The sequence below is a fragment of the Psychrobacter sp. UBA2769 genome, assembly GCF_002352555.1.
Lineage (GTDB): Bacteria > Pseudomonadota > Gammaproteobacteria > Pseudomonadales > Moraxellaceae > Psychrobacter > Psychrobacter maritimus.
In genome coordinates this window covers 205,410-223,833 of sequence record NZ_DEIR01000006.1, presented here as the reverse complement: position 1 = coordinate 223,833, position 18,424 = coordinate 205,410, and the positions used below count along the sequence as shown (strand labels likewise).

Below are 18,424 nucleotides of genomic sequence, written 5' to 3'. Positions count from 1 at the left end.
AATGTCTTAGTACCTATCATTTAAACAGCGCCTATTAAAAACTTAATAATTAATAAGGATACCTTATGTCCGCTACGGCCCAGTCAAACGCCAATTTTATTACGCAAATCACTGACCTTGCCGATTGCGTAGGTCAGACGCCATTGGTTAAATTGCATCGTCTGCCTGAGCAAGAGCAGATTGCCAATGGGGCCGTGGTACTTGCAAAGCTTGAAGGTAATAACCCCGCCGGTTCGGTAAAAGACCGTCCAGCGTTTAATATGATTTATCAGGCTGAGCTGCGCGGTGATATTAAACCGGGCGATATGTTGATTGAAGCCACCAGCGGCAATACCGGTATAGCTTTAGCCATGGTTGCGGCGATGCGCGGTTATCCGATGACCTTATTAATGCCAACCAACTCGACCCAAGAGCGTAAAGATGCCATGACCGCTTACGGCGCGACGTTAATTGAAGTCGACGAAGGTATGGAGGCGGCACGCGATATGGCGCTGCAGATGCAAGCGGATGGTAAAGGTATCGTCTTAGACCAATTTAATAATCCTGATAATAAACAAGCACATTATCTGACCACCGGTCCTGAGCTATGGGCGCAAACGGACGGCAAAATCACTCACTTTATCAGCTCTATGGGCACCACTGGCACCATCACTGGGGTGGCGCAATATCTTAAAGAGCAAAACCCTGATGTTAAAATCATCGGTTTGCAGCCTGATGAAGAAGCGTCTATCGCCGGTATTCGCCGCTGGCCTGCTGCTTACATGCCGGGTATTTTTGAAGCCGACTTGATTGATGACATCATGGATGTCGATCAGCATATCGCCGAAGTCTATATGCGCAAATTAGCCAAAACCGAAGGCGTTTTTGCTGGCGTATCCTCAGGCGCGGCCGCTTGGGCAGCCGTCGAAGTCGCAAAAGAAAATCCAGACGCGGTTATTGCCTTTATCGTTTGTGATCGCGGCGATCGTTATTTATCGACCGGCTTATATAATGTTATCGACAACGATACTGACGACAGTAACGTGAAAGACAATGTAGATAGTGAAAAATAAAAAGTACGCAGTAGAAAGTCAGAAATAGAAAATACGCACAATGCAGCAGCATAAGCGAATAAATCATAAGCTCAGCAATGATAGTTTTATCAATCATCAACCAAAGCCAATAGTTAGGTAGGATTATTTATGTCAAACGCCCTTTCGTCCAAACCTATCTTGGTCTTTGATATTGAGACGGTTGCCGATACCGAGGCTGCCCGCCGTATTTACCCGCAATTGGCCGAGCTAAACGATGCCGATGCCTTAAGCGCGTTGACGGCGCTGCGACTTCAAGAAGCGGGACATGACTTTATGCGTTTGCCGCTGCAGCGTATTGTCTGTATTTCTGCCCTTTATATTAAAGACGGTCAATTTTCCCTGTTTTCTTTGACGGCAGATAGGTTTAGCGAAAAAGACATTCTGAGCAAATTTTTTCGTGCATTTAGTGACCTTGAAAAGCTGCCGCAGCTGATTAGTTGGAACGGCTCAGGCTTTGATATTCCGGTGCTTATTTATCGCGCCATGCAGTATGACTTGGCAGCGCCGTGGTTATTTGAAGAAGGCGAGCGTATCAAAAATATGCGTTTTGATAACTATGTTAATCGTTTCCATACTCGCCATCTTGATTTGATGGACAGATTTAGCCAATACGGTGCCAGCCGCCGTGAAGCCATGGATGTCGTTGCCAGTCTTTATGGCTTACCCGGTAAAACCGATGTCGATGGCAGCATGGTTGGCGATCTGGTCAGCAATGGCGATTGGCAAACGTTGTCAATATATTGCGAATCCGATGTGATGAATACCTGGCTGATATATTTGCGCTGGTTACGGTTGACCGGTCAGTTATCCTCACCGGATTTTGATGCTTGGCAACAGCAAAGCCGTGATTATTTGGCAAATTATACCCAAGCAGATGGCAGCCCACGCCATCATGAGTTTATTGCCGATTGGTCATCTGCGCCTGCACCATAGCAGACATTTTTATATAACGGACGTATTTATAGAAACGTCTTTATAAAGATGACGTTTTAACAACTAACGTCTCACCCTCATTTATCGTTATTTATTACTTATTATTAAGGCAGGTTTATGCAACCCACCGATTCAAAAAACTCTACCATCTTAGATACCAGCCAACAGCCTAACGAGACTCAGACCATTACTATTCCGCCAAGTAAGAAAAAATCCAAGCCGTCATCAAAAACGCGGCGCCGTTTAAAAGATGCTGAGCCACTACCTTTTAATATCGATGGCTTATCACACGATGGTCGCGGCGTTGCGGTATACGGCAATGGCTTTGGTGAAGCTGATGGTCATATCGAAGACAAGCATGGCAAAAAGATTTTTGTGAGCTTTGCGCTACCGGGCGAAAGCGCTTTAGTTAAAATTACCAATAGCCGTACCAGTTTTGAAGAAGGTGATGCGGTGAGCATTACTGACAATCCAAACCCTGAGCGCGCCGTACCGCCCTGCCCGCATTTCGGCGTCTGCGGTGGCTGTAATCTGCAGCATTGGCAGCCAGAAGGTCAAATCAACTTTAAGCAATCTGTGCTTGCTGAAATGCTTATCCATCAAGCGAATGTTGAACCAGAGCATTGGCTCGCACCAGTAGTTGGCGATCGCTTAGGTTACCGTACCAAAGCACGATTGGGCGTCCGTTATGTCGCAAAAAAAGAAACCGCCTTGGTTGGTTTCCGTGAGCGCTCAAGCAACTTTTTAGCAGAGTTAAATGAGTGTCATATCTTAGACCCACGGATTGGTTTTGAGATTGAAAACTTAAAAGCACTTATTAGCACGCTCGAGAGCCGTGACAAAATTGCCCAGCTTGAACTGGCTATGGGTGAAGCAATGCCAGAACTGCCCGATGGCAATCAGCCGGTTGCGCTTATCGTGCGTAATTTAGCGCCATTATCAGATGCTGATGTCGAGAAGCTAAAAACGTTTTTTGCAGCGCGCAATTGGCAATTATATTTACAGTCAAAAGGCGCCGATAGCATTCAGCGTATTGCCTTGACGGAGAATGACGATATGAGTGAGCAGTTTGGACGCTTATATTATCAATTACCAGAGTATGATTTGACGTTTGAGTTTATCCCAACGGACTTTACCCAAGTCAATCTGTCGGTAAACCGTCAGATGACCAAGCTTGCTTGTGATTTTTTAGACTTAAAAGCGGGCGAACGCGTGCTAGATTTATTCAGTGGTTTGGGCAACTTTAGCTTACCGCTCGCGCGTTTAGTCGGCGAAACAGGCTCGGTGGTCGGCGTTGAAGGCAGTGAAGCAATGACTGCCCGTGCTGCTGACAATGCTCGTCGCAACGGCATTAATAATACTGAGTTTTATAGCCAAGATTTAACCCAAGATTGCACCGACAAGCCTTGGGCCAATCAAGGCTTTGATGCATTACTCATTGACCCGCCGCGTTCGGGCGCTTGGGAGATTATGCAGTATCTGCCGAAATTTAACGCCGAACGTATTGTCTATGTCTCTTGTAACCCTGCTACCCTCGCCCGCGATACCAAAGCCTTATTAGAGCAAGGCTATCGTTTGACGCATGCAGGCGTGATGGATATGTTCTGTCATACCGGTCACGTCGAGTCAATCGCGCGCTTTGAAAAAGTTTCAGCTTAGCACTTGCTTTAAGCGACTAATCTTTTCGAGCATGGCTCTTTAAGCGTGGTTTTTCGAGCATGGCTTTTTAAGTGTGACATTTTAAGAAACATAACGCTCATTTTTAACCGCATCGCTTTATGCAAAAACGGATTAAGCGATAAGGTTAATAATGCTGTATGTTATCAACACCGACATGATCATTACAGAGCCTTGCTTGATTTGTCATTGCAAAATGAGATAATAATAACCAATATATTGAGGCCTTCTTAATCGAGATATCATGAGTCTTGGTACTCATGGCTCTATATGTTATTTATCTCTATCATTTTATAGCTGCTAGAAAAGGATTTTTAGCGGCTGAATTGATTTATCGCTGTTATTTGCCTATCGCAAAATTTAAGTCTGCGTGGCAAATGAGGCGCTAATCAATTTTGAATAGCTAAGAGGAGTGGGCTATGGTAAAAATTCGTGAAGGATTACCGCTGGTAGATGGACAAACCACGCAAGCCGATAGCGCAACATTGGCAGCACAACTGGTCGCAAGCCAACGCTCGCACCAGTCTGCTAATAGCTATGCCCAAATTCCACTCGATATCAAACATCAGCTTGCTACTCACAAGCTGCACACCACTTTTGATCGCTCTGCTCAGTATGCTTATCATAGCCATGACCCGAATCTTAAAGATGAGTATTTGGAAAATCAGCTTCTTGATGACAGCTCTACGCTTTCAGAAAAAGAGCTGGAAGCGATTGATTTAGATCAAATAAATATCGACGTCCCCACTTGGCTTGATAATGTCGCCAAGCGTATCGGTCAAGAGTCCGTGCCCAATCTTGCCGCTGCTTGCGAGTTTATCCGCAGTCACATGAATACCAGTGAATCTGAGCGCTCAGGCGCTTACGTCACGGGTATTGCGATGACCGATATTTTGACTTACCTTTATCAAGATGAAGATGCGCTCGTCGCAGCGATGCTCTATCGTAGCGCCCGTAAATCGATTATCAGCTTAGCTGAAATTGAAAAAAAATTCGGCGCTGATATCTCAACCTTGGTCAAAGATACCTTGGCGATGGGTAAGCTGTCCGAGATTATCGAAAGCAATAAGCGCTTAGAAGATCATTTTGTTAATAATCAGCGTGATCAGCTATCGAATATTTATAGCATGCTCATCTCTGTTACCAATGATGTGCGCGTCGTGCTGATTAAATTGGCGGAGCGGACCTTTGCCATGCGCGAATTGACCTTTTCTAGTGAAGAGCGGCAACACCGTGTCGCGCGCGAGGTCATGACTATTTATGCGCCATTGGCTCATAGGCTTGGTATTGCTCAGCTAAAATGGGAACTTGAAGATTTAGCGTTCCGCTATCTTGCTCCTGAGCGCTATAAAGAGATTGCTCGGCTATTATCAGAAAAACGTAGCGAACGTGAGTCTTACATTCAGCGCGTACAAGATAAGCTCAATGCAGCCTTAGCAGAAGCCGGTATCGAAGCCGAGGTTTCAGGGCGCGTTAAGCACATCTATTCTATTTACCGAAAAATGAAGCTCAAAGGCTTGTCCTTTGATCAGCTTTATGACATTCGCGCGCTGCGCGTTTTGGTCACCAACCCTTCAGATTGCTATCACGTTTTGGGATTGGTACACGGCTTATGGCGCTATATCCCTGAGCAGTTCGACGACTATATTACCAATCCAAAATCTAACGGTTATCGCTCACTACATACGGCGGTCATTGCCGAAAACAAATCGCTTGAAGTGCAAATTCGTACGCATGAGATGCACTTTGAAGCCGAGCTTGGCATGTGCGCGCACGTCAACTACAAAGAAGGCCTGAAGAACAAAAAGGATAATTACCTTAACCAAAGAATCAGCTCATTACGGCAACTGCTTTCTATCAATAATGAGACGCGCAATCAGCCGCGTTCAGCATTATTAACCGGCGAAGAATTAGAAGAAATCGAGTTTGACGAAGAAGAGCAATTGGTTGATTTTGACGAGCTCGAGCGTATTTATATCTTTAGTCGTGATGGTGATATCACTGAGCTGCCAAAAGGCGCGACGGTACTGGATTTTGCCTATTATGTACACACCCAAGTTGGTAACCGTGCCCAAGCAGCGCGCGTCAATCAGCGTTATGTGCCGCTAACTTATCAGTTAAAAACTGGCGAGCAAGTAGAGATTATCACCAAAGCCTCTCGTGAGCCGAACCGCGATTGGCTGGTCGCCTCGCTTGGTTATATTCATACCAATCGCGCGCGCTCAAAGCTGCGTCAATGGTTTAACAAACAAGACCGCGATAAGAATATTGAGATAGGTCGTCAAATGCTTAGCAAAGAGCTTGAGCGTTTATCGGTCCATCCAAATAGTATCGATTTAAATGACTATACGCAGCATTTTAATGTCAATAATACCGATGACATTGTCGTCGGTTTAGTGACCGGTGATATTGGTCTTAACCAGCTGACCAGTCATATCTCTCGTCAGCTCCATCTAGAGCCTGAAAGACCGGAAGACGACTTTACCCCTAGCATTGACACTAGAGATGCCGGGAAACTCGATGCCTATAAAATTCATATCGATGGTTTGGATAATATCGAGATTAACCTAGCAGGCTGCTGTCATCCCGTCCACGGTGAACCTATCGCAGGCTATATTACTTTGTCACGCGGCGTCAGCGTTCATAATCGCGGCTGCCCTGAATATCTACGCTTGATTGAGCGCGACCCTGAACGCGAAATTGATGCTGCTTGGACGGTTAAATCGGGTCGTTATCAACCGGTAGATATTCATGTAGAAGCTTATGACAGACGCGGGTTACTGCGCGATTTGACCCAAATTATTGATAAAGAAAACGTCAATATCCGTCAAGTTGAAACGTTAAGTAATGATGACAATATTGCCTTTTTAAAGTTTCATATTGAAGTTTCGGGGCTGGCCCATTTATCCAAACTACTGGCCAAACTTGAGCAGCAGCATGGTATCTTACATGCGCGCCGCGCGGTTGCCTGACAGTTAAGCTAGCACAATTTTCCAAGAACACCTTTAATCCATAATAGAGTTTTCATAAGAAATACTATGCCTGAGTTACCCGAAGTAGAAACCACCAAAACCAGCCTTACGCCGCTATTAGGTCAGCAAGTCACCAATGTCAAAGTCTTCCAACCAAAACTACGCTGGTCGATGCCTGATGATTTGACTCAACTGGTTGATTACACTTTGGATAGCGTCGAGCGCCGAGCAAAGTATTTAATTCTGAATTTTATACCCCTCGTTTCTGCGAATACCAACGCCTCTATCCAACCTGAGCAATTAGCCCCGCGGCAACTGTTGATTCATTTGGGTATGTCAGGTAGCTTACAGCAACACAGCTATGGCACTGATAAGCGTAAACACGATCATTTGGTGGTGACTTTTAGCGGCACTGATGATAGCCAAACACAGCTACATTATTATGATCCAAGGCGCTTTGGCTCGGTGTTATGGTTTGATGATTATGGCCCTAAGCTACTAGATCATTTGGGTCCTGAGCCATTATCAGCAGAATTTACCGCTGATTATTTATATCATTTAATTCAACGTTCAAATAATCCAAATCCAACCCCTAATGACAGTATCGTTAATCAAAGCAGCACTAATCAAAGCAACCCTAAAAAAGCGACGGCCAATAAAACACCTAACAAGCAACCAATCAAACGCGCTATTAAATCCGTTATTATGGAACAACAAATCGTTGTCGGCGTTGGCAATATTTATGCGACTGAAAGTCTTTACTTATCAGGCATTCATCCTGCAACGCCCGCTCATCAAGTTTCCTATGAGCAAATAGTTATTTTGGTTGACCATATCAAAGCAATTTTAAAAAAGGCGATAACCCTTGGCGGTTCCACCTTACGGGATTTTACCGTTGCTAGCGGCCAAACGGGTTATTTTCAGCAAACTTTAAATGTCTACGGCAGACAAGGTGAAACTTGTCCACACTGTGACACACTATTAGAAAACATTAAGCTTAATGGACGTGCCAGTGTTTTTTGCCCTGCCTGTCAGCCAATCAATAGTAAATAATCCCTGCTTAATAAGACTATACAGGTTTAAAGCAATATCATTACTCAGTTACTTTAAAATGCCTATTTATAGTCCTACCTAAACTCATTTAGCATGACTCATAATAAAAAACGCTCTGCTAATACAGATATCCTGCGCATTTTTGTTGCTTATTAGCCTACATCTTGCTTTAATAGTGCTAATATTTACATAAATAGTGCAGACCGTTTATTTATCTGTAATATTAAGAATAACTATCGTTGTCGCCTTATTTCTATAGGGAATTTGTCTCTGTGTGGAAATAGCAGCAGCTATTAATCATACTACTTATGAGTTTTAGGATATTATTATGAGTGCTCCAGCTAACATGAAACGCACCGCTAAATATAAGTTACTGACCATGATGGCAAGCGTAAGCTTAATTTTTGCTAGCATGCAACCCGCTTTAGCAGCGATAGAAATTGACGAAACTGATTTTGGCCCTTCTTACGAGACCATGGCAGTAGACACGATTGTCGGTAAACCACTACAATTGGTAGCTGCGGTAGCGGGAACTGCCGCCTATATCGTAAGCTTACCCTTCTCGCTGATTGGAGGCAATGCAGATCAAGCACAGCAAAAGTTATTCGTTGAGCCATGGGATGCAATGGGACGCTGCTTAGGCTGTACGGTTGCTGAAGACAATTACTATAAATCACAAGTCGTTGATAATAATGTCGTGCGTATTGTTGTCGATCGTCCTTCAGAGATTCTAATTAATACCAACGACTATGTAGTAGTTACGCCATAAGTTATAAGCATCGAGCTTATCAATCGACAATAAAAAAGGCTAACTTCTCGTTAGCCTTTTTTATTGTCGTAAATAAATGATATGATTTTATTTCGTAATGTGAGTATTGCTCAGCTTAGCACTAATCTCACGAAGCAATTGCACCTCTTCTGACGGCTCTTCTATTGCTTCTTCTACCTCGTCTTCACGGCGTAATCTATTCACCATTTTTACCATCATAAAGATAATAAACGCTAAAATCAGGAAGTTAATCAATACAGTGATAAAACTACCATAGGCCAATACTGGCACACCTGCCTCTTTAAGCGCATCGTAAGTCATGCCAACGCCTGCAGGTGCATCGCCTAACATGAAAAACATATTTTTAAAGTTGATTTCGCCACCAGCAATAAAAGCGACGATAGGCATAATAATGTCTTCAACTAAAGAGGTCGTGATGGTCGCAAAAGCGCCGCCAATGATGACACCGACCGCTAGGTCCATCACATTACCTTTTACAGCAAATTCTTTAAACTCAGATACCATACTCATAATATCACTCCTCAAAAGTCTTATCTATGTCAGATAAACCTATGGTCAGATAAACAGCCGAATAGTTAATCTCATTTAGAGACCGTCTTTTAAAAACCACCTCTTAAAAATCACGTTTTAAGAGCAGCGTATTAAAAATGACGTAAGAAATTCTAAACAAACCAATCCAATTGATTAGCCGTATTATTATATATAAAAAACAGACATAAAAAAAGCAATATAAAGTGAACCATATTCGACTCACTCTATACTGCTGATTATAACTCTGACTTAATATAAATAAAGGATATCTTTACCAATATCAAATACTTCTTTCAATGCTTAACAAAATGTATGATTAATATCATTTTTTGTCAATAATTAAGCACCTTTCTTACGACCGTGACGCTTACGCTCACTCTCAGTCAAGTAGCGCTTACGAAGACGAATGGCCTTCGGTGTTACTTCTACTAGCTCGTCATCTTGAATAAATTCAAGTGCTTGCTCAAGGGTAAACTTAACCGCTGGCGTTAGGGTTAGCGCTTCATCAGTACCACTGGCACGGACGTTGGTCAACTGCTTAGCAGTCGTTGGGTTAACTGCCATGTCGTCATTACGCGAGTTCAAACCAACGATCATACCTTCGTATACTTCTAGCTGTGGCTCAGCGAACAACTTACCGCGTTTTTGTAAGTTAAATAGCGCAAAACCTAGGCAAACGCCCTTCGCCATAGAAACCAAGACACCATTAGAGCGAGCACCAACATCACCAACTTTCTGTGGGCCGTAATGTGAGAAGCTTGAGGTCATGATACCTGTACCTGAAGTTAAGGTTAGGAACTCTGAACGGAAACCAATCAAACCACGTGCTGGCATTGTCGCTTCGATACGCATACGACCTTTACCATCAAGCTCCATATTGGTCATCTCGCCTTTACGCAAGCCAACCTGCTCCATGATAGGACCTTGATGCGCATCTTCGATATCAAAAACAACGTTTTCATACGGCTCTTGTAGCTTACCATCAACTTCTTTAACGATAACTTCTGGGCCTGAAACACCCATCTCAAAACCTTCACGGCGCATGTTTTCAATCAATACAGACAGATGAAGCTCACCACGACCTGATACTTTAAACTTATCAGGAGATTCAGTGTCTTCAACACGCAATGCTACGTTGTGAATCAGTTCACGCTCAAGACGCTCACGAATATTACGTGAGGTCACAAACTTACCTTCACGACCAGCAAACGGTGAATTGTTTACTTGGAAATTCATAGATACGGTTGGCTCATCGACAGTCAGTGCTGGCAACGCTTCAACAGCGCTAGGATCACAAATTGTATCTGAAATATTAAGCGCATCAATACCAGTAATACAAACAATATCACCCGCTTGTGCATCTTCTACATCAATGCGATCAAGACCATGATAGCCCATAATTTTTAGAATACGGCCATTACGAGTATCGCCATTTTTATCAATGACAGTTACTGGTGTATTGGTCTTTACTTTACCGCGCTGGATACGGCCAATACCGATAACACCAACGAAGCTGTTGTAATCAAGGCTAGAGATTTGCATACGGAATGGCGCTTCAGCATCAACTTGAGGAGGCTGAACCACATCAACGATGGTTTTAAACAGCGGTGTCATATCGTCCGCTAAGTTGTCTGCTTCTAAGCCAGCAATACCATTCAATGCTGAGGCATAAACAACTGGAAAATCTAATTGCTCATCCGTCGCACCTAGGTTATCAAACAAATCAAAAATCTGATCCATTACCCAATCAGGGCGTGAACCTGGACGGTCAATCTTGTTAATAACAACAATCGGTTTTAGACCTTGCTCGAATGCTTTTTGAGTCACAAAACGCGTCTGTGGCATCGGGCCATCAACGCCGTCAACGACTAATAGTACGCAGTCAACCATTGACATAACACGTTCAACTTCACCACCAAAATCGGCGTGACCTGGGGTATCAACAATGTTAATACGGTATTCAGTGCCATCAGTATCATCTGTCCAGCGGATGGCTGTATTTTTTGCCAAGATGGTAATACCACGCTCTTGCTCAATATCACCTGAATCCATTGCACGTTCAGCAATGTTTGCACGATCGCCAAAAGTACCAGATTGATGTAATAGCTTGTCAACCAAAGTGGTTTTACCGTGGTCAACGTGGGCAATAATTGCAATGTTACGCAGGTGTTTGATATCGTTCGCCATATAAAATGCTCGTTTCGTCTTAAAAAAATGCAGTAGCAGTTAGCACCGCTGGATAAACTGTTACCACCAACCAAATAGACATGATTATTTTATGATTAAATGATTGCGCAATAGGCACAATCGATTAATATTATTAAAATCAAAGACCTATGCTGGTAAATCCATCGTACAGATAGCTATGCTAATGTACACTTTGTCAATTTACAAAGTGTTTGGGTCGTTAGTATAACATTATTGCATCATGATTTTATGCAATAACTTACTTTTCTCAACACATAAATAAAAAAAAGCCACCCAAAGGGTGACTTTTTTTGTAACTAATTACATTATAACATAATTAGTAGCTATTACTTATTGAACAACCATATCTTTAGTTTGTTCAACAGTCATGGTTTTGTCACCAGTGATGATGGCATATACACGACGGTTCATAGCGCGACCTTCTTCAGTGTTGTTGTCAGCGATTGGTTGGTCATAACCATAACCAACTGTTGATAGACGGTTTGGTGCGATACCAAATTCGTTAGTCAACATAGACTTCACTGCAACAGCACGGGCTTCAGATAGACGTTGGTTATAACGTGCTGAAGGACCAGTTTTAGAAGCATGACCTTCTACGCGTGCTGTAGAGTTAGGATACTCACGCATCTTCTCTGCTACTTTAGCGATTTCTGGTTTGTATTGGTTTTTGATAGCTGATTTGTCGTTATCAAAGAATACACGTAGTTCCATTTTCAGTTCATCAGTAATATCTACTGGTACTGGGCAACCGCGCTCATCAACCACTACGTTCATTGGAGTGCCTGGGCATGCATCGATGCTATCAGGTACGCCATCACCGTCAGAGTCAAGATCAGACTCAACAACAACGATTGGTGGAGTTACTACGTTAGGCTCTTCCATTGGTGGAACAGCTACTGTAGGTGCTAAATGACCACCTAGTACGACTTCTAGACCGGCCAAGGCCATGCCTTCCCACCAGTTGTTATCGAAGTTATGAATCGCACGAGCTTCACCACGTAGGCTTAGTGCATCGTTGATACGATACATAGCACCTAGACCTAGGTTACCGATAGTATCTTTAGTTCCTGAAACTAAATTACCTGCCGAATCTTCGATTTCAATTTTAGACTGACCAGCACCAACTAATGCATATGGTTTAAAGGCATTATCAGTATAGCCACTGAACTCTTCAAAACCAATTAAGAAGTTACCAGAAATCATTTCTTGTTCTGTATCGAAAGAACCAGTACCAGTGCTGCTGATAGCATCAGTATTAGAGACACCATACTCAACTTGGAACTGAGTAGAAGGCGTTAGTTCAATACCTAGTGCTGCACCAGTATATAAACCATTTTCTTTATAGAAGTTTTCACCGCTTCCATCATAGTTTTTTAATAGTTCACGTTGCTCATCATCAGCGCCTTCACTGTAATGATAACCAAGTAGTAATGGGCTAATAGTAACACCAGCGTTTGCTGCTAGTGGGGCCGCTGTGATGGCAAACAATGCCAAAGCAATTTTATTTAATTTCATAAACTTCCTCCAAAGGATAATTTTAGTAATGCGTTAAGCAAAACCGCTTCTCAAGATGGCTGAAAATAGACATCATTTACGAATTTGAAATTACAAAGCAAAACCAATTAAGAAGTAGCTTAGCGATTATCAATTCAGTTTACAACTTTTTTCGTTAACCAGCTACACATTATTACACGATAATGTCATAACTAAAACACATTAGCCAGCTTAACTTACTGAGAACTAACACACTTTACACTTTTTATCTTTTGTATGTTAGGTCGCAATAGATGATGAAACGAATCATACCTATTGTTTGGCTTCATTTTAATACAAAACCTTAGTTTTCTCTATTGATAAAACTGCTCATTCACGAATTGAAACATTTTTTGACAGTAGACATATATTTAGTTTATATTCGCACCAATGAACATTTTTTCACTATTTAGCTAAGCACTTGAAGCTTAATGAAATATTATATACATCAATAATCTAGATTACACATGATGCTGAATGTTAATAGTTAAGTATAAGCTGAACGTTATTATTGATATTAAAAATATTGATACTAGAAATCCTTGCTCAATGACCTCTCATATATTGCCATACCTCTTATATAGGTAGCAGTTCATCATGATGAAATCATATAAAGTCTTACCCACCAGACAAAAGCAATTTCAGCCAAATAATGAGCAGGGTTTTACTTTAGTAGAGCTGATCGTCACAATCGCGGTTTTAGCTATCCTAACAATGATTGCGACGCCTTATATCCTAGAGCAATTAGCTCGTATGGAAGCGAAACGTATTGAAAGTCAAATCAGAAATACGCTGACATTAGCAAAAGCTGAAAGTTATATCAGAAGACAAGACTTGCTGGTTTGCCTGTCTAACAACGGTGCTATCTGCGATAGAGACAGTTATAAGCAGTTATTATTATTCTTAGATAGAAACAATAATAAAAATTTTGATTTAGGGGTCGACGACTTGCTAGAAGAACAAGCCTTAGAGCCTAAATACAGTACATTATATTTACGTGTGGGAGATAAGCGCCATTACACTAAATTCTGGGGCGATAGCGGTAAGCCGCGCGGCCACTTCGGACATTTTAAATACTGTCCAACTTCAACCTATAATCATACCATGTATCAAATCTCCTTCAGTCAAGGTGGCCGTGTGACTTATAAACCTAATGCGAGCCACCCTACTGATTGCGGCAAGTAAAAAACGATAAGGTTAAAATAATTAAGCACTTTCATGCATAGCATTTTTCATCATAATCACCGCCTGCTCTAATCCAACAAAGACGGCATCGGCAATAAGGGCATGTCCAATATTTAGCTCATATATACCGTCAATTTGGGCAATCGCATAGACATTATTGCGCGTGAGACCATGACCTGCATTAATCAGCATATTGCTATTAGCATCTTGGGCAGTCCGCACGGCTTCTTTAATCCGCGTAAGTTCAGTATTCATTCGCTCGAAGTTACCGGCTAGACCTGCCTCAGCATAAGCACCTGTATGTAGCTCAATCGCATCGGCACCGCAGGTTACCGCTGCAGCAATTTGCTTAGCTTCTGGATCGATAAACAAAGATACTTTAATACCGACTGCTTGTAACTTGGCGATATAATCCGTCAACCAAGGCATCTGACCTGCGACATCAAGACCGCCTTCAGTAGTCAACTCAGCACGCTTCTCTGGCACTAAGCATACCCAAAATGGCTTGACCTTGCGAGCAATCTCAAGCATCTCAGTCGTTGCGGCCATCTCCAGGTTCATTCTTGTGGTCAGCTGCTCGGCAATCTCGTACACATCGGTATCTTGAATATGACGACGGTCTTCACGCAAATGAATCGTGATGCCATCTGCCCCTGCTTGCTCACATAACAGAGCGGCTACCAATGGGCTTGGATAGTTGACACCTCGTGCTTGGCGTAAAGTCGCTACATGGTCAATATTGACCCCTAATAGAGGTTTTTTTAAGCTGCTCTCTAAGGTTTGTGTTGAGTTAGCTGCCTGTACTGCCGTTATATTAGTCATAAAAAATCCTTTCAATAATATCCAGATCATTTACTAAAAAGTGGGGTATAAAACCTTTATAAACCCTAGGATTGATAGCGCTGTTGCTGCTGCCAAAGCAAACGACTTTGTAATGGTTGGTAGTCAAGCAGATGATCAATCAGTTGTCGATGTAAACGCGACCAAGTATTGAGAGTAACAGCAGATATGCCCTGCTCTACCATCACTAGAACCTCACTACCTTTAAAAACAGTTTGTGCTATTGCGTTATCGTTATCGTTATCATCATTATAAACCATCGCTACCAAGCCCACATCAGGCAAGAAGCGATACATGGCATTGGATTCAATAGGCTGATCTAGACTGTCATGTTTTAACGTTAAGGCAAAGCCCAACTCATTAAACAAATAGGTCTCAAACTGGCGCAAACACAAACGCAACTCGTCCGCAGTTAAAGGTTGCTTAAGCTGGTATAGGCTGTTTTGATAGTGTTGCCATAATACTGGCATAGGATCTTCAGTAGGTAATAGCCGCCATAATATCTCATTCAAGTAAAGGGCAGCGTACTGATGTTGCCCACTAATACTCTCGTGGTGCAACGCTTCTGCTAGGTTTGCCTGACTGTCTTCTGGCGCTAAAGAATCTTGTGTTACAGAACCTTGAATTGAGCTTAATGGCGCAATATTAATCTGACTGAATGTTTTTAAATCGCGTTTACCAGTTGCAAAAAGTTGCAGTGGCATAAAGAGCGGCGCGCCTTTTTTGCCAATCCCATGGATAACCCCATGTTGCTGAGAAAATAAATAGTATAAGGCGCGTTTTTCTTGGTAAGGACGCTGATGTAATAAATAACCGATTAACGCTTCGTTACGCATGGATTATTACCTCAGCAATGATGATATAAATGCATGGCGGCATAAATATATGACACCATGCCATTTCTGTTAAAGCGCTATTAATATCCTAAACTGGTCAAAGCACGCTCATCATCAGACCAACCACGCTTCACTTTTACCCACAGTGTTAACATGATTTTCTTATCAAACAGCTGTTCCATATCTTTACGCGCATCCATACCGACTTGTTTGATACGCTGACCTTTGTCACCAATCACAATCGCTTTTTGCCCGCTACGTTCAACATAAATAGTGGCATCGATAAAGGTACAAGCTTTACGGGGACGACCAGTTTTTGGGTCTATATGCGCCGCTTCGTCTTTAAAGCCATCAATCTGTACGGTTAAATCGTATGGTACTTCATCGCCCGCACTACGCATGATTTTTTCGCGGATAATTTCACTGGCTAAAAAGCGCTCTGAGCGATCGGTAATCTGTTCAGTATCATAAATAGGATCAGCGATTGGCAAATGTGAGGCGATCACTTCTTGCAAACGATCTAAGTTTTGATTTTTCAAAGCAGAAACAGGGACAATATCAGCAAAATCGAAACTGTCACTAAAGGTTTCGATCAGTGGCAACACGCTGCCTTTATCTTTTAAAGTATCGGCTTTGTTAATCACCAATACCACGGTCAGATTGGTATCGCCAAGTTTTTGTAGTGTTAATAAGTCATCATCGCGCCATTGATCTGAATCAACAACAAATAAGACCAAGTCAACATCAACCAACGCAGACACCGCGGCTTTATTCATGCGCTCATTGATAGCACGCACTTCATTGCGATGAATACCTGGGGTATCAACAAACACTGCTTGCATCTCATCGTTAGACAAAATACCGTGAATACGATGGCGGGTCGTTTGTGGTTTACGCGAGGTGATAGACAGTTTTTGACCCAACAAGTGGTTCATCAAGGTTGATTTACCCACATTCGGGCGACCAACAATGGCCACGTAACCAGTTTTAAAACCATCAACCGTATGGGCATTGTTATTGGGTGAAAAGAACTCTTCAATAGCCGTGTCATTTTCTAGCGCGTTGTCTTCTATTGCGTCATTCTCTAACGTAGCATCTTTTGTGCTATCAACATTTAGCTTAGTATCATTTAATCTAGCGTTACTTGATTCAGCATGGTTTTGGGTTGAACTGGTATTGGTGTTTTCGGTCATATTTTTGGCATTATCTTCATTATTTAATGGCAAGTCGTTGTGATTGCTCATGGGTTAATCCTATGGAGGTTGTCATCAGTCACGCCACTTAATTAATGGTTTGAATTAAAGCGGCATAAATCTGATCATGTTGAGAATATTTGGTATTTCGAATAATCATTTATTGAAACAAGCGAAAATCTAGTATTTAGGAAACTTAGTATTTAGAAAACTGAACATTTAGAAAATGGACTTTAAAAATTTTGTTTGAAACACGTTTGAAAAATTAGCTATGAGCGTTTTTTAGGCTGACCTGGCAATTTATGCAATTGATTAATCATCAGCTCTGCCGCTTTTTGCTCAGCGATACGGCGACTTTCGCCCGATTCAGTAATATCAGGACAGTTATTAATATTTACCTGACAGCGCACCACAAAAATTTGATGCGGGGCGTTGCCACGGGTTTCCATCAGCTCATAATGCGGCAAATCAAACTGCTTAGATTGCAACCATTCTTGTAAGCGGCTTTTGGCATCTTTGAGCGCTTTTTGATCATTAACATTATCAATGAGGTCGCCATACCAAGAAAGCACGCAGTCACGGGTAATATCCATATCTTGGCTGTCTAGATAAATCGCCCCAATCAATGACTCGACGGCATCCGCTAGGATAGAAGCACGATTACGCCCGCCACCTTTACGCTCACCAACTCCCAATATCAATTGATTAGAAAGCTCTAGGTTTTGCGCAATAATAACCAGCGATTCTTGCCTGACTAAAGTTGCGCGCATACGGGTCAGACGACCTTCGTTTTGCGTCGGATAACGGTGATATAACGCTTCACCGACTATCATGCCTAGTAGCGCATCGCCCAAAAACTCTAAACGCTCATAGTTTTTCTTACTATCAAACGAGCGATGGGTGAGCGCCAGCTTAGGCAGACTCAAATCATTAAACACATAACCCAACTTGCGCGTTAATATCGCTAACCGTTGAATAAATTCTGAGCTAATAATAAGCGTGTCATCAGACATGCTACTTTTTTGGTGATTAGGAACCGCCTGAGGATACTGCGAAGTTGGTTTCATGCGTGGTTTGTGATTATCCCTTTTGTTGCATTAATGAATATGAAATATGACGAACTGGTGCTGCATTAAAATCTATTAAATTTATTAAAAAAGTAAATATCAGCTAACAACCTTTGTTTTTCTAAGATGTAGAATGGTCATTATTCAGCTGTGGTTGCATCAATGTCGCCTTCGAAGCGATTAACGATATCGACATTACCAAAAAGTTTATTGGTGACTTCATACTGCTTATGAATAGCCAACTGCCCTGTTTTTTTATCTGTAAAGGTAAAAACCTCTTCTGCTTTGGTATCATAATTGGCATTAATAGACAGCTGTTTATTGACACGTTCAACAAACTGTTTGGCTGTTTCTTTATTGGCGTTGGATTCTTTAAGCTGCGCGCTTAACGTTTTAGTCAGCTGATAATCACCAATCTGCGCCGGTACGATAGCGACAATCAATTTGGCAGCCACACCCAAAACGATAATGATAAAAACAACACTAGTGACACTAGCACCGCGCTGCGAAGACAAACCAGATAATTGATGCAC

General features: G+C 42.3%; 15 protein-coding genes. 7 read left to right on the top strand and 8 right to left on the bottom strand.

Annotated features, from left to right (window positions below; translation table 11 throughout):
• Window positions 1-65: 65 nt before the first annotated feature.
• From cysM to B3Q63_RS02340, 6 genes are all read left to right on the top strand, one after another.
• Window positions 66-1,052, top strand: a complete 987-nt coding sequence (gene cysM, locus B3Q63_RS02365; protein ID WP_296173287.1) for a cysteine synthase CysM — start codon at window positions 66-68, stop codon at window positions 1,050-1,052.
• Between the two features lie 129 nt (window positions 1,053-1,181).
• Window positions 1,182-2,006 carry a 3'-5' exonuclease gene (locus tag B3Q63_RS02360; protein ID WP_296173284.1) on the top strand — a complete coding sequence of 275 codons (825 nt, stop codon included), beginning with the start codon at window positions 1,182-1,184 and terminating at the stop codon, window positions 2,004-2,006.
• Window positions 2,007-2,123: 117 nt separating this feature from the next.
• Window positions 2,124-3,665, top strand: coding sequence for a 23S rRNA (uracil(1939)-C(5))-methyltransferase RlmD (rlmD, locus tag B3Q63_RS02355; protein ID WP_296173281.1), 1,542 nt, complete (start codon window positions 2,124-2,126; stop codon window positions 3,663-3,665).
• A gap of 437 nt (window positions 3,666-4,102) precedes the next feature.
• Window positions 4,103-6,655, top strand: coding sequence for a RelA/SpoT family protein (locus B3Q63_RS02350; protein WP_296173278.1), 2,553 nt, complete (start codon window positions 4,103-4,105; stop codon window positions 6,653-6,655).
• A 66-nt stretch (window positions 6,656-6,721) separates the two neighbouring features.
• Entirely contained in the window at window positions 6,722-7,708 is a 987-nt protein-coding gene (gene mutM, locus B3Q63_RS02345; RefSeq protein ID WP_296173276.1) for a bifunctional DNA-formamidopyrimidine glycosylase/DNA-(apurinic or apyrimidinic site) lyase, read from the top strand.
• A 328-nt stretch (window positions 7,709-8,036) separates the two neighbouring features.
• Window positions 8,037-8,477 carry a hypothetical protein gene (locus B3Q63_RS02340; protein ID WP_201619863.1) on the top strand — a complete coding sequence of 147 codons (441 nt, stop codon included), beginning with the start codon at window positions 8,037-8,039 and terminating at the stop codon, window positions 8,475-8,477.
• A gap of 87 nt (window positions 8,478-8,564) precedes the next feature.
• Here B3Q63_RS02340 and mscL read toward each other — a convergent pair whose 3' ends face one another.
• From mscL to B3Q63_RS02325, 3 genes are all read right to left on the bottom strand, one after another.
• A complete protein-coding gene (mscL, locus tag B3Q63_RS02335; RefSeq protein WP_296173271.1) occupies window positions 8,565-9,008 on the bottom strand; it encodes a large conductance mechanosensitive channel protein MscL in 444 nt (147 codons plus the stop codon).
• A 360-nt stretch (window positions 9,009-9,368) separates the two neighbouring features.
• Window positions 9,369-11,216, bottom strand: coding sequence for a translational GTPase TypA (gene typA, locus B3Q63_RS02330; protein ID WP_201562223.1), 1,848 nt, complete (start codon window positions 11,214-11,216; stop codon window positions 9,369-9,371).
• A gap of 351 nt (window positions 11,217-11,567) precedes the next feature.
• Window positions 11,568-12,752 carry an OmpA family protein gene (locus tag B3Q63_RS02325; protein WP_296173266.1) on the bottom strand — a complete coding sequence of 395 codons (1,185 nt, stop codon included), beginning with the start codon at window positions 12,750-12,752 and terminating at the stop codon, window positions 11,568-11,570.
• A gap of 615 nt (window positions 12,753-13,367) precedes the next feature.
• Between B3Q63_RS02325 and B3Q63_RS02320 the strand changes: the two genes are divergently transcribed.
• Window positions 13,368-13,955, top strand: coding sequence for a pilus assembly FimT family protein (locus B3Q63_RS02320; RefSeq protein WP_296173264.1), 588 nt, complete (start codon window positions 13,368-13,370; stop codon window positions 13,953-13,955).
• Window positions 13,956-13,976: 21 nt separating this feature from the next.
• Here the strand turns inward: B3Q63_RS02320 and B3Q63_RS02315 are convergent, their stop codons facing one another.
• The 5 genes from B3Q63_RS02315 to B3Q63_RS02295 form a co-directional block, all read right to left on the bottom strand.
• Window positions 13,977-14,777 carry a pyridoxine 5'-phosphate synthase gene (locus tag B3Q63_RS02315; protein WP_296173261.1) on the bottom strand — a complete coding sequence of 267 codons (801 nt, stop codon included), beginning with the start codon at window positions 14,775-14,777 and terminating at the stop codon, window positions 13,977-13,979.
• A 65-nt stretch (window positions 14,778-14,842) separates the two neighbouring features.
• Entirely contained in the window at window positions 14,843-15,631 is a 789-nt protein-coding gene (gene recO / locus B3Q63_RS02310) for a DNA repair protein RecO (protein WP_296173258.1), read from the bottom strand.
• A gap of 80 nt (window positions 15,632-15,711) precedes the next feature.
• On the bottom strand, window positions 15,712-16,875 hold the full coding sequence (gene era / locus B3Q63_RS02305; protein ID WP_296173255.1) for a GTPase Era: 1,164 nt from the start codon (window positions 16,873-16,875) through the stop codon (window positions 15,712-15,714).
• Window positions 16,876-17,093: 218 nt separating this feature from the next.
• Window positions 17,094-17,891 carry a ribonuclease III gene (rnc, locus tag B3Q63_RS02300; RefSeq protein ID WP_183619926.1) on the bottom strand — a complete coding sequence of 266 codons (798 nt, stop codon included), beginning with the start codon at window positions 17,889-17,891 and terminating at the stop codon, window positions 17,094-17,096.
• 140 nt (window positions 17,892-18,031) lie between these two features.
• Window positions 18,032-18,424 carry a DUF4845 domain-containing protein gene (locus B3Q63_RS02295; protein ID WP_227671043.1) on the bottom strand — a complete coding sequence of 131 codons (393 nt, stop codon included), beginning with the start codon at window positions 18,422-18,424 and terminating at the stop codon, window positions 18,032-18,034.

What these genes read in the sequence shown, in the direction of transcription:
- cysM (WP_296173287.1), top strand. Translation starts at nt 66, where the DNA reads ATGTCCGCTACGGCCCAGTCAAACGCCAATTTTATTACGCAAATCACT.
- B3Q63_RS02360 (WP_296173284.1), top strand. Translation starts at nt 1,182, where the DNA reads ATGTCAAACGCCCTTTCGTCCAAACCTATCTTGGTCTTTGATATTGAG.
- rlmD (WP_296173281.1), top strand. Translation starts at nt 2,124, where the DNA reads ATGCAACCCACCGATTCAAAAAACTCTACCATCTTAGATACCAGCCAA.
- B3Q63_RS02350 (WP_296173278.1), top strand. Translation starts at nt 4,103, where the DNA reads ATGGTAAAAATTCGTGAAGGATTACCGCTGGTAGATGGACAAACCACG.
- mutM (WP_296173276.1), top strand. Translation starts at nt 6,722, where the DNA reads ATGCCTGAGTTACCCGAAGTAGAAACCACCAAAACCAGCCTTACGCCG.
- B3Q63_RS02340 (WP_201619863.1), top strand. Translation starts at nt 8,037, where the DNA reads ATGAGTGCTCCAGCTAACATGAAACGCACCGCTAAATATAAGTTACTG.
- mscL (WP_296173271.1), bottom strand. Translation starts at nt 9,008, where the DNA reads ATGAGTATGGTATCTGAGTTTAAAGAATTTGCTGTAAAAGGTAATGTG.
- typA (WP_201562223.1), bottom strand. Translation starts at nt 11,216, where the DNA reads ATGGCGAACGATATCAAACACCTGCGTAACATTGCAATTATTGCCCAC.
- B3Q63_RS02325 (WP_296173266.1), bottom strand. Translation starts at nt 12,752, where the DNA reads ATGAAATTAAATAAAATTGCTTTGGCATTGTTTGCCATCACAGCGGCC.
- B3Q63_RS02320 (WP_296173264.1), top strand. Translation starts at nt 13,368, where the DNA reads ATGATGAAATCATATAAAGTCTTACCCACCAGACAAAAGCAATTTCAG.
- B3Q63_RS02315 (WP_296173261.1), bottom strand. Translation starts at nt 14,777, where the DNA reads ATGACTAATATAACGGCAGTACAGGCAGCTAACTCAACACAAACCTTA.
- recO (WP_296173258.1), bottom strand. Translation starts at nt 15,631, where the DNA reads ATGCGTAACGAAGCGTTAATCGGTTATTTATTACATCAGCGTCCTTAC.
- era (WP_296173255.1), bottom strand. Translation starts at nt 16,875, where the DNA reads ATGAGCAATCACAACGACTTGCCATTAAATAATGAAGATAATGCCAAA.
- rnc (WP_183619926.1), bottom strand. Translation starts at nt 17,891, where the DNA reads ATGAAACCAACTTCGCAGTATCCTCAGGCGGTTCCTAATCACCAAAAA.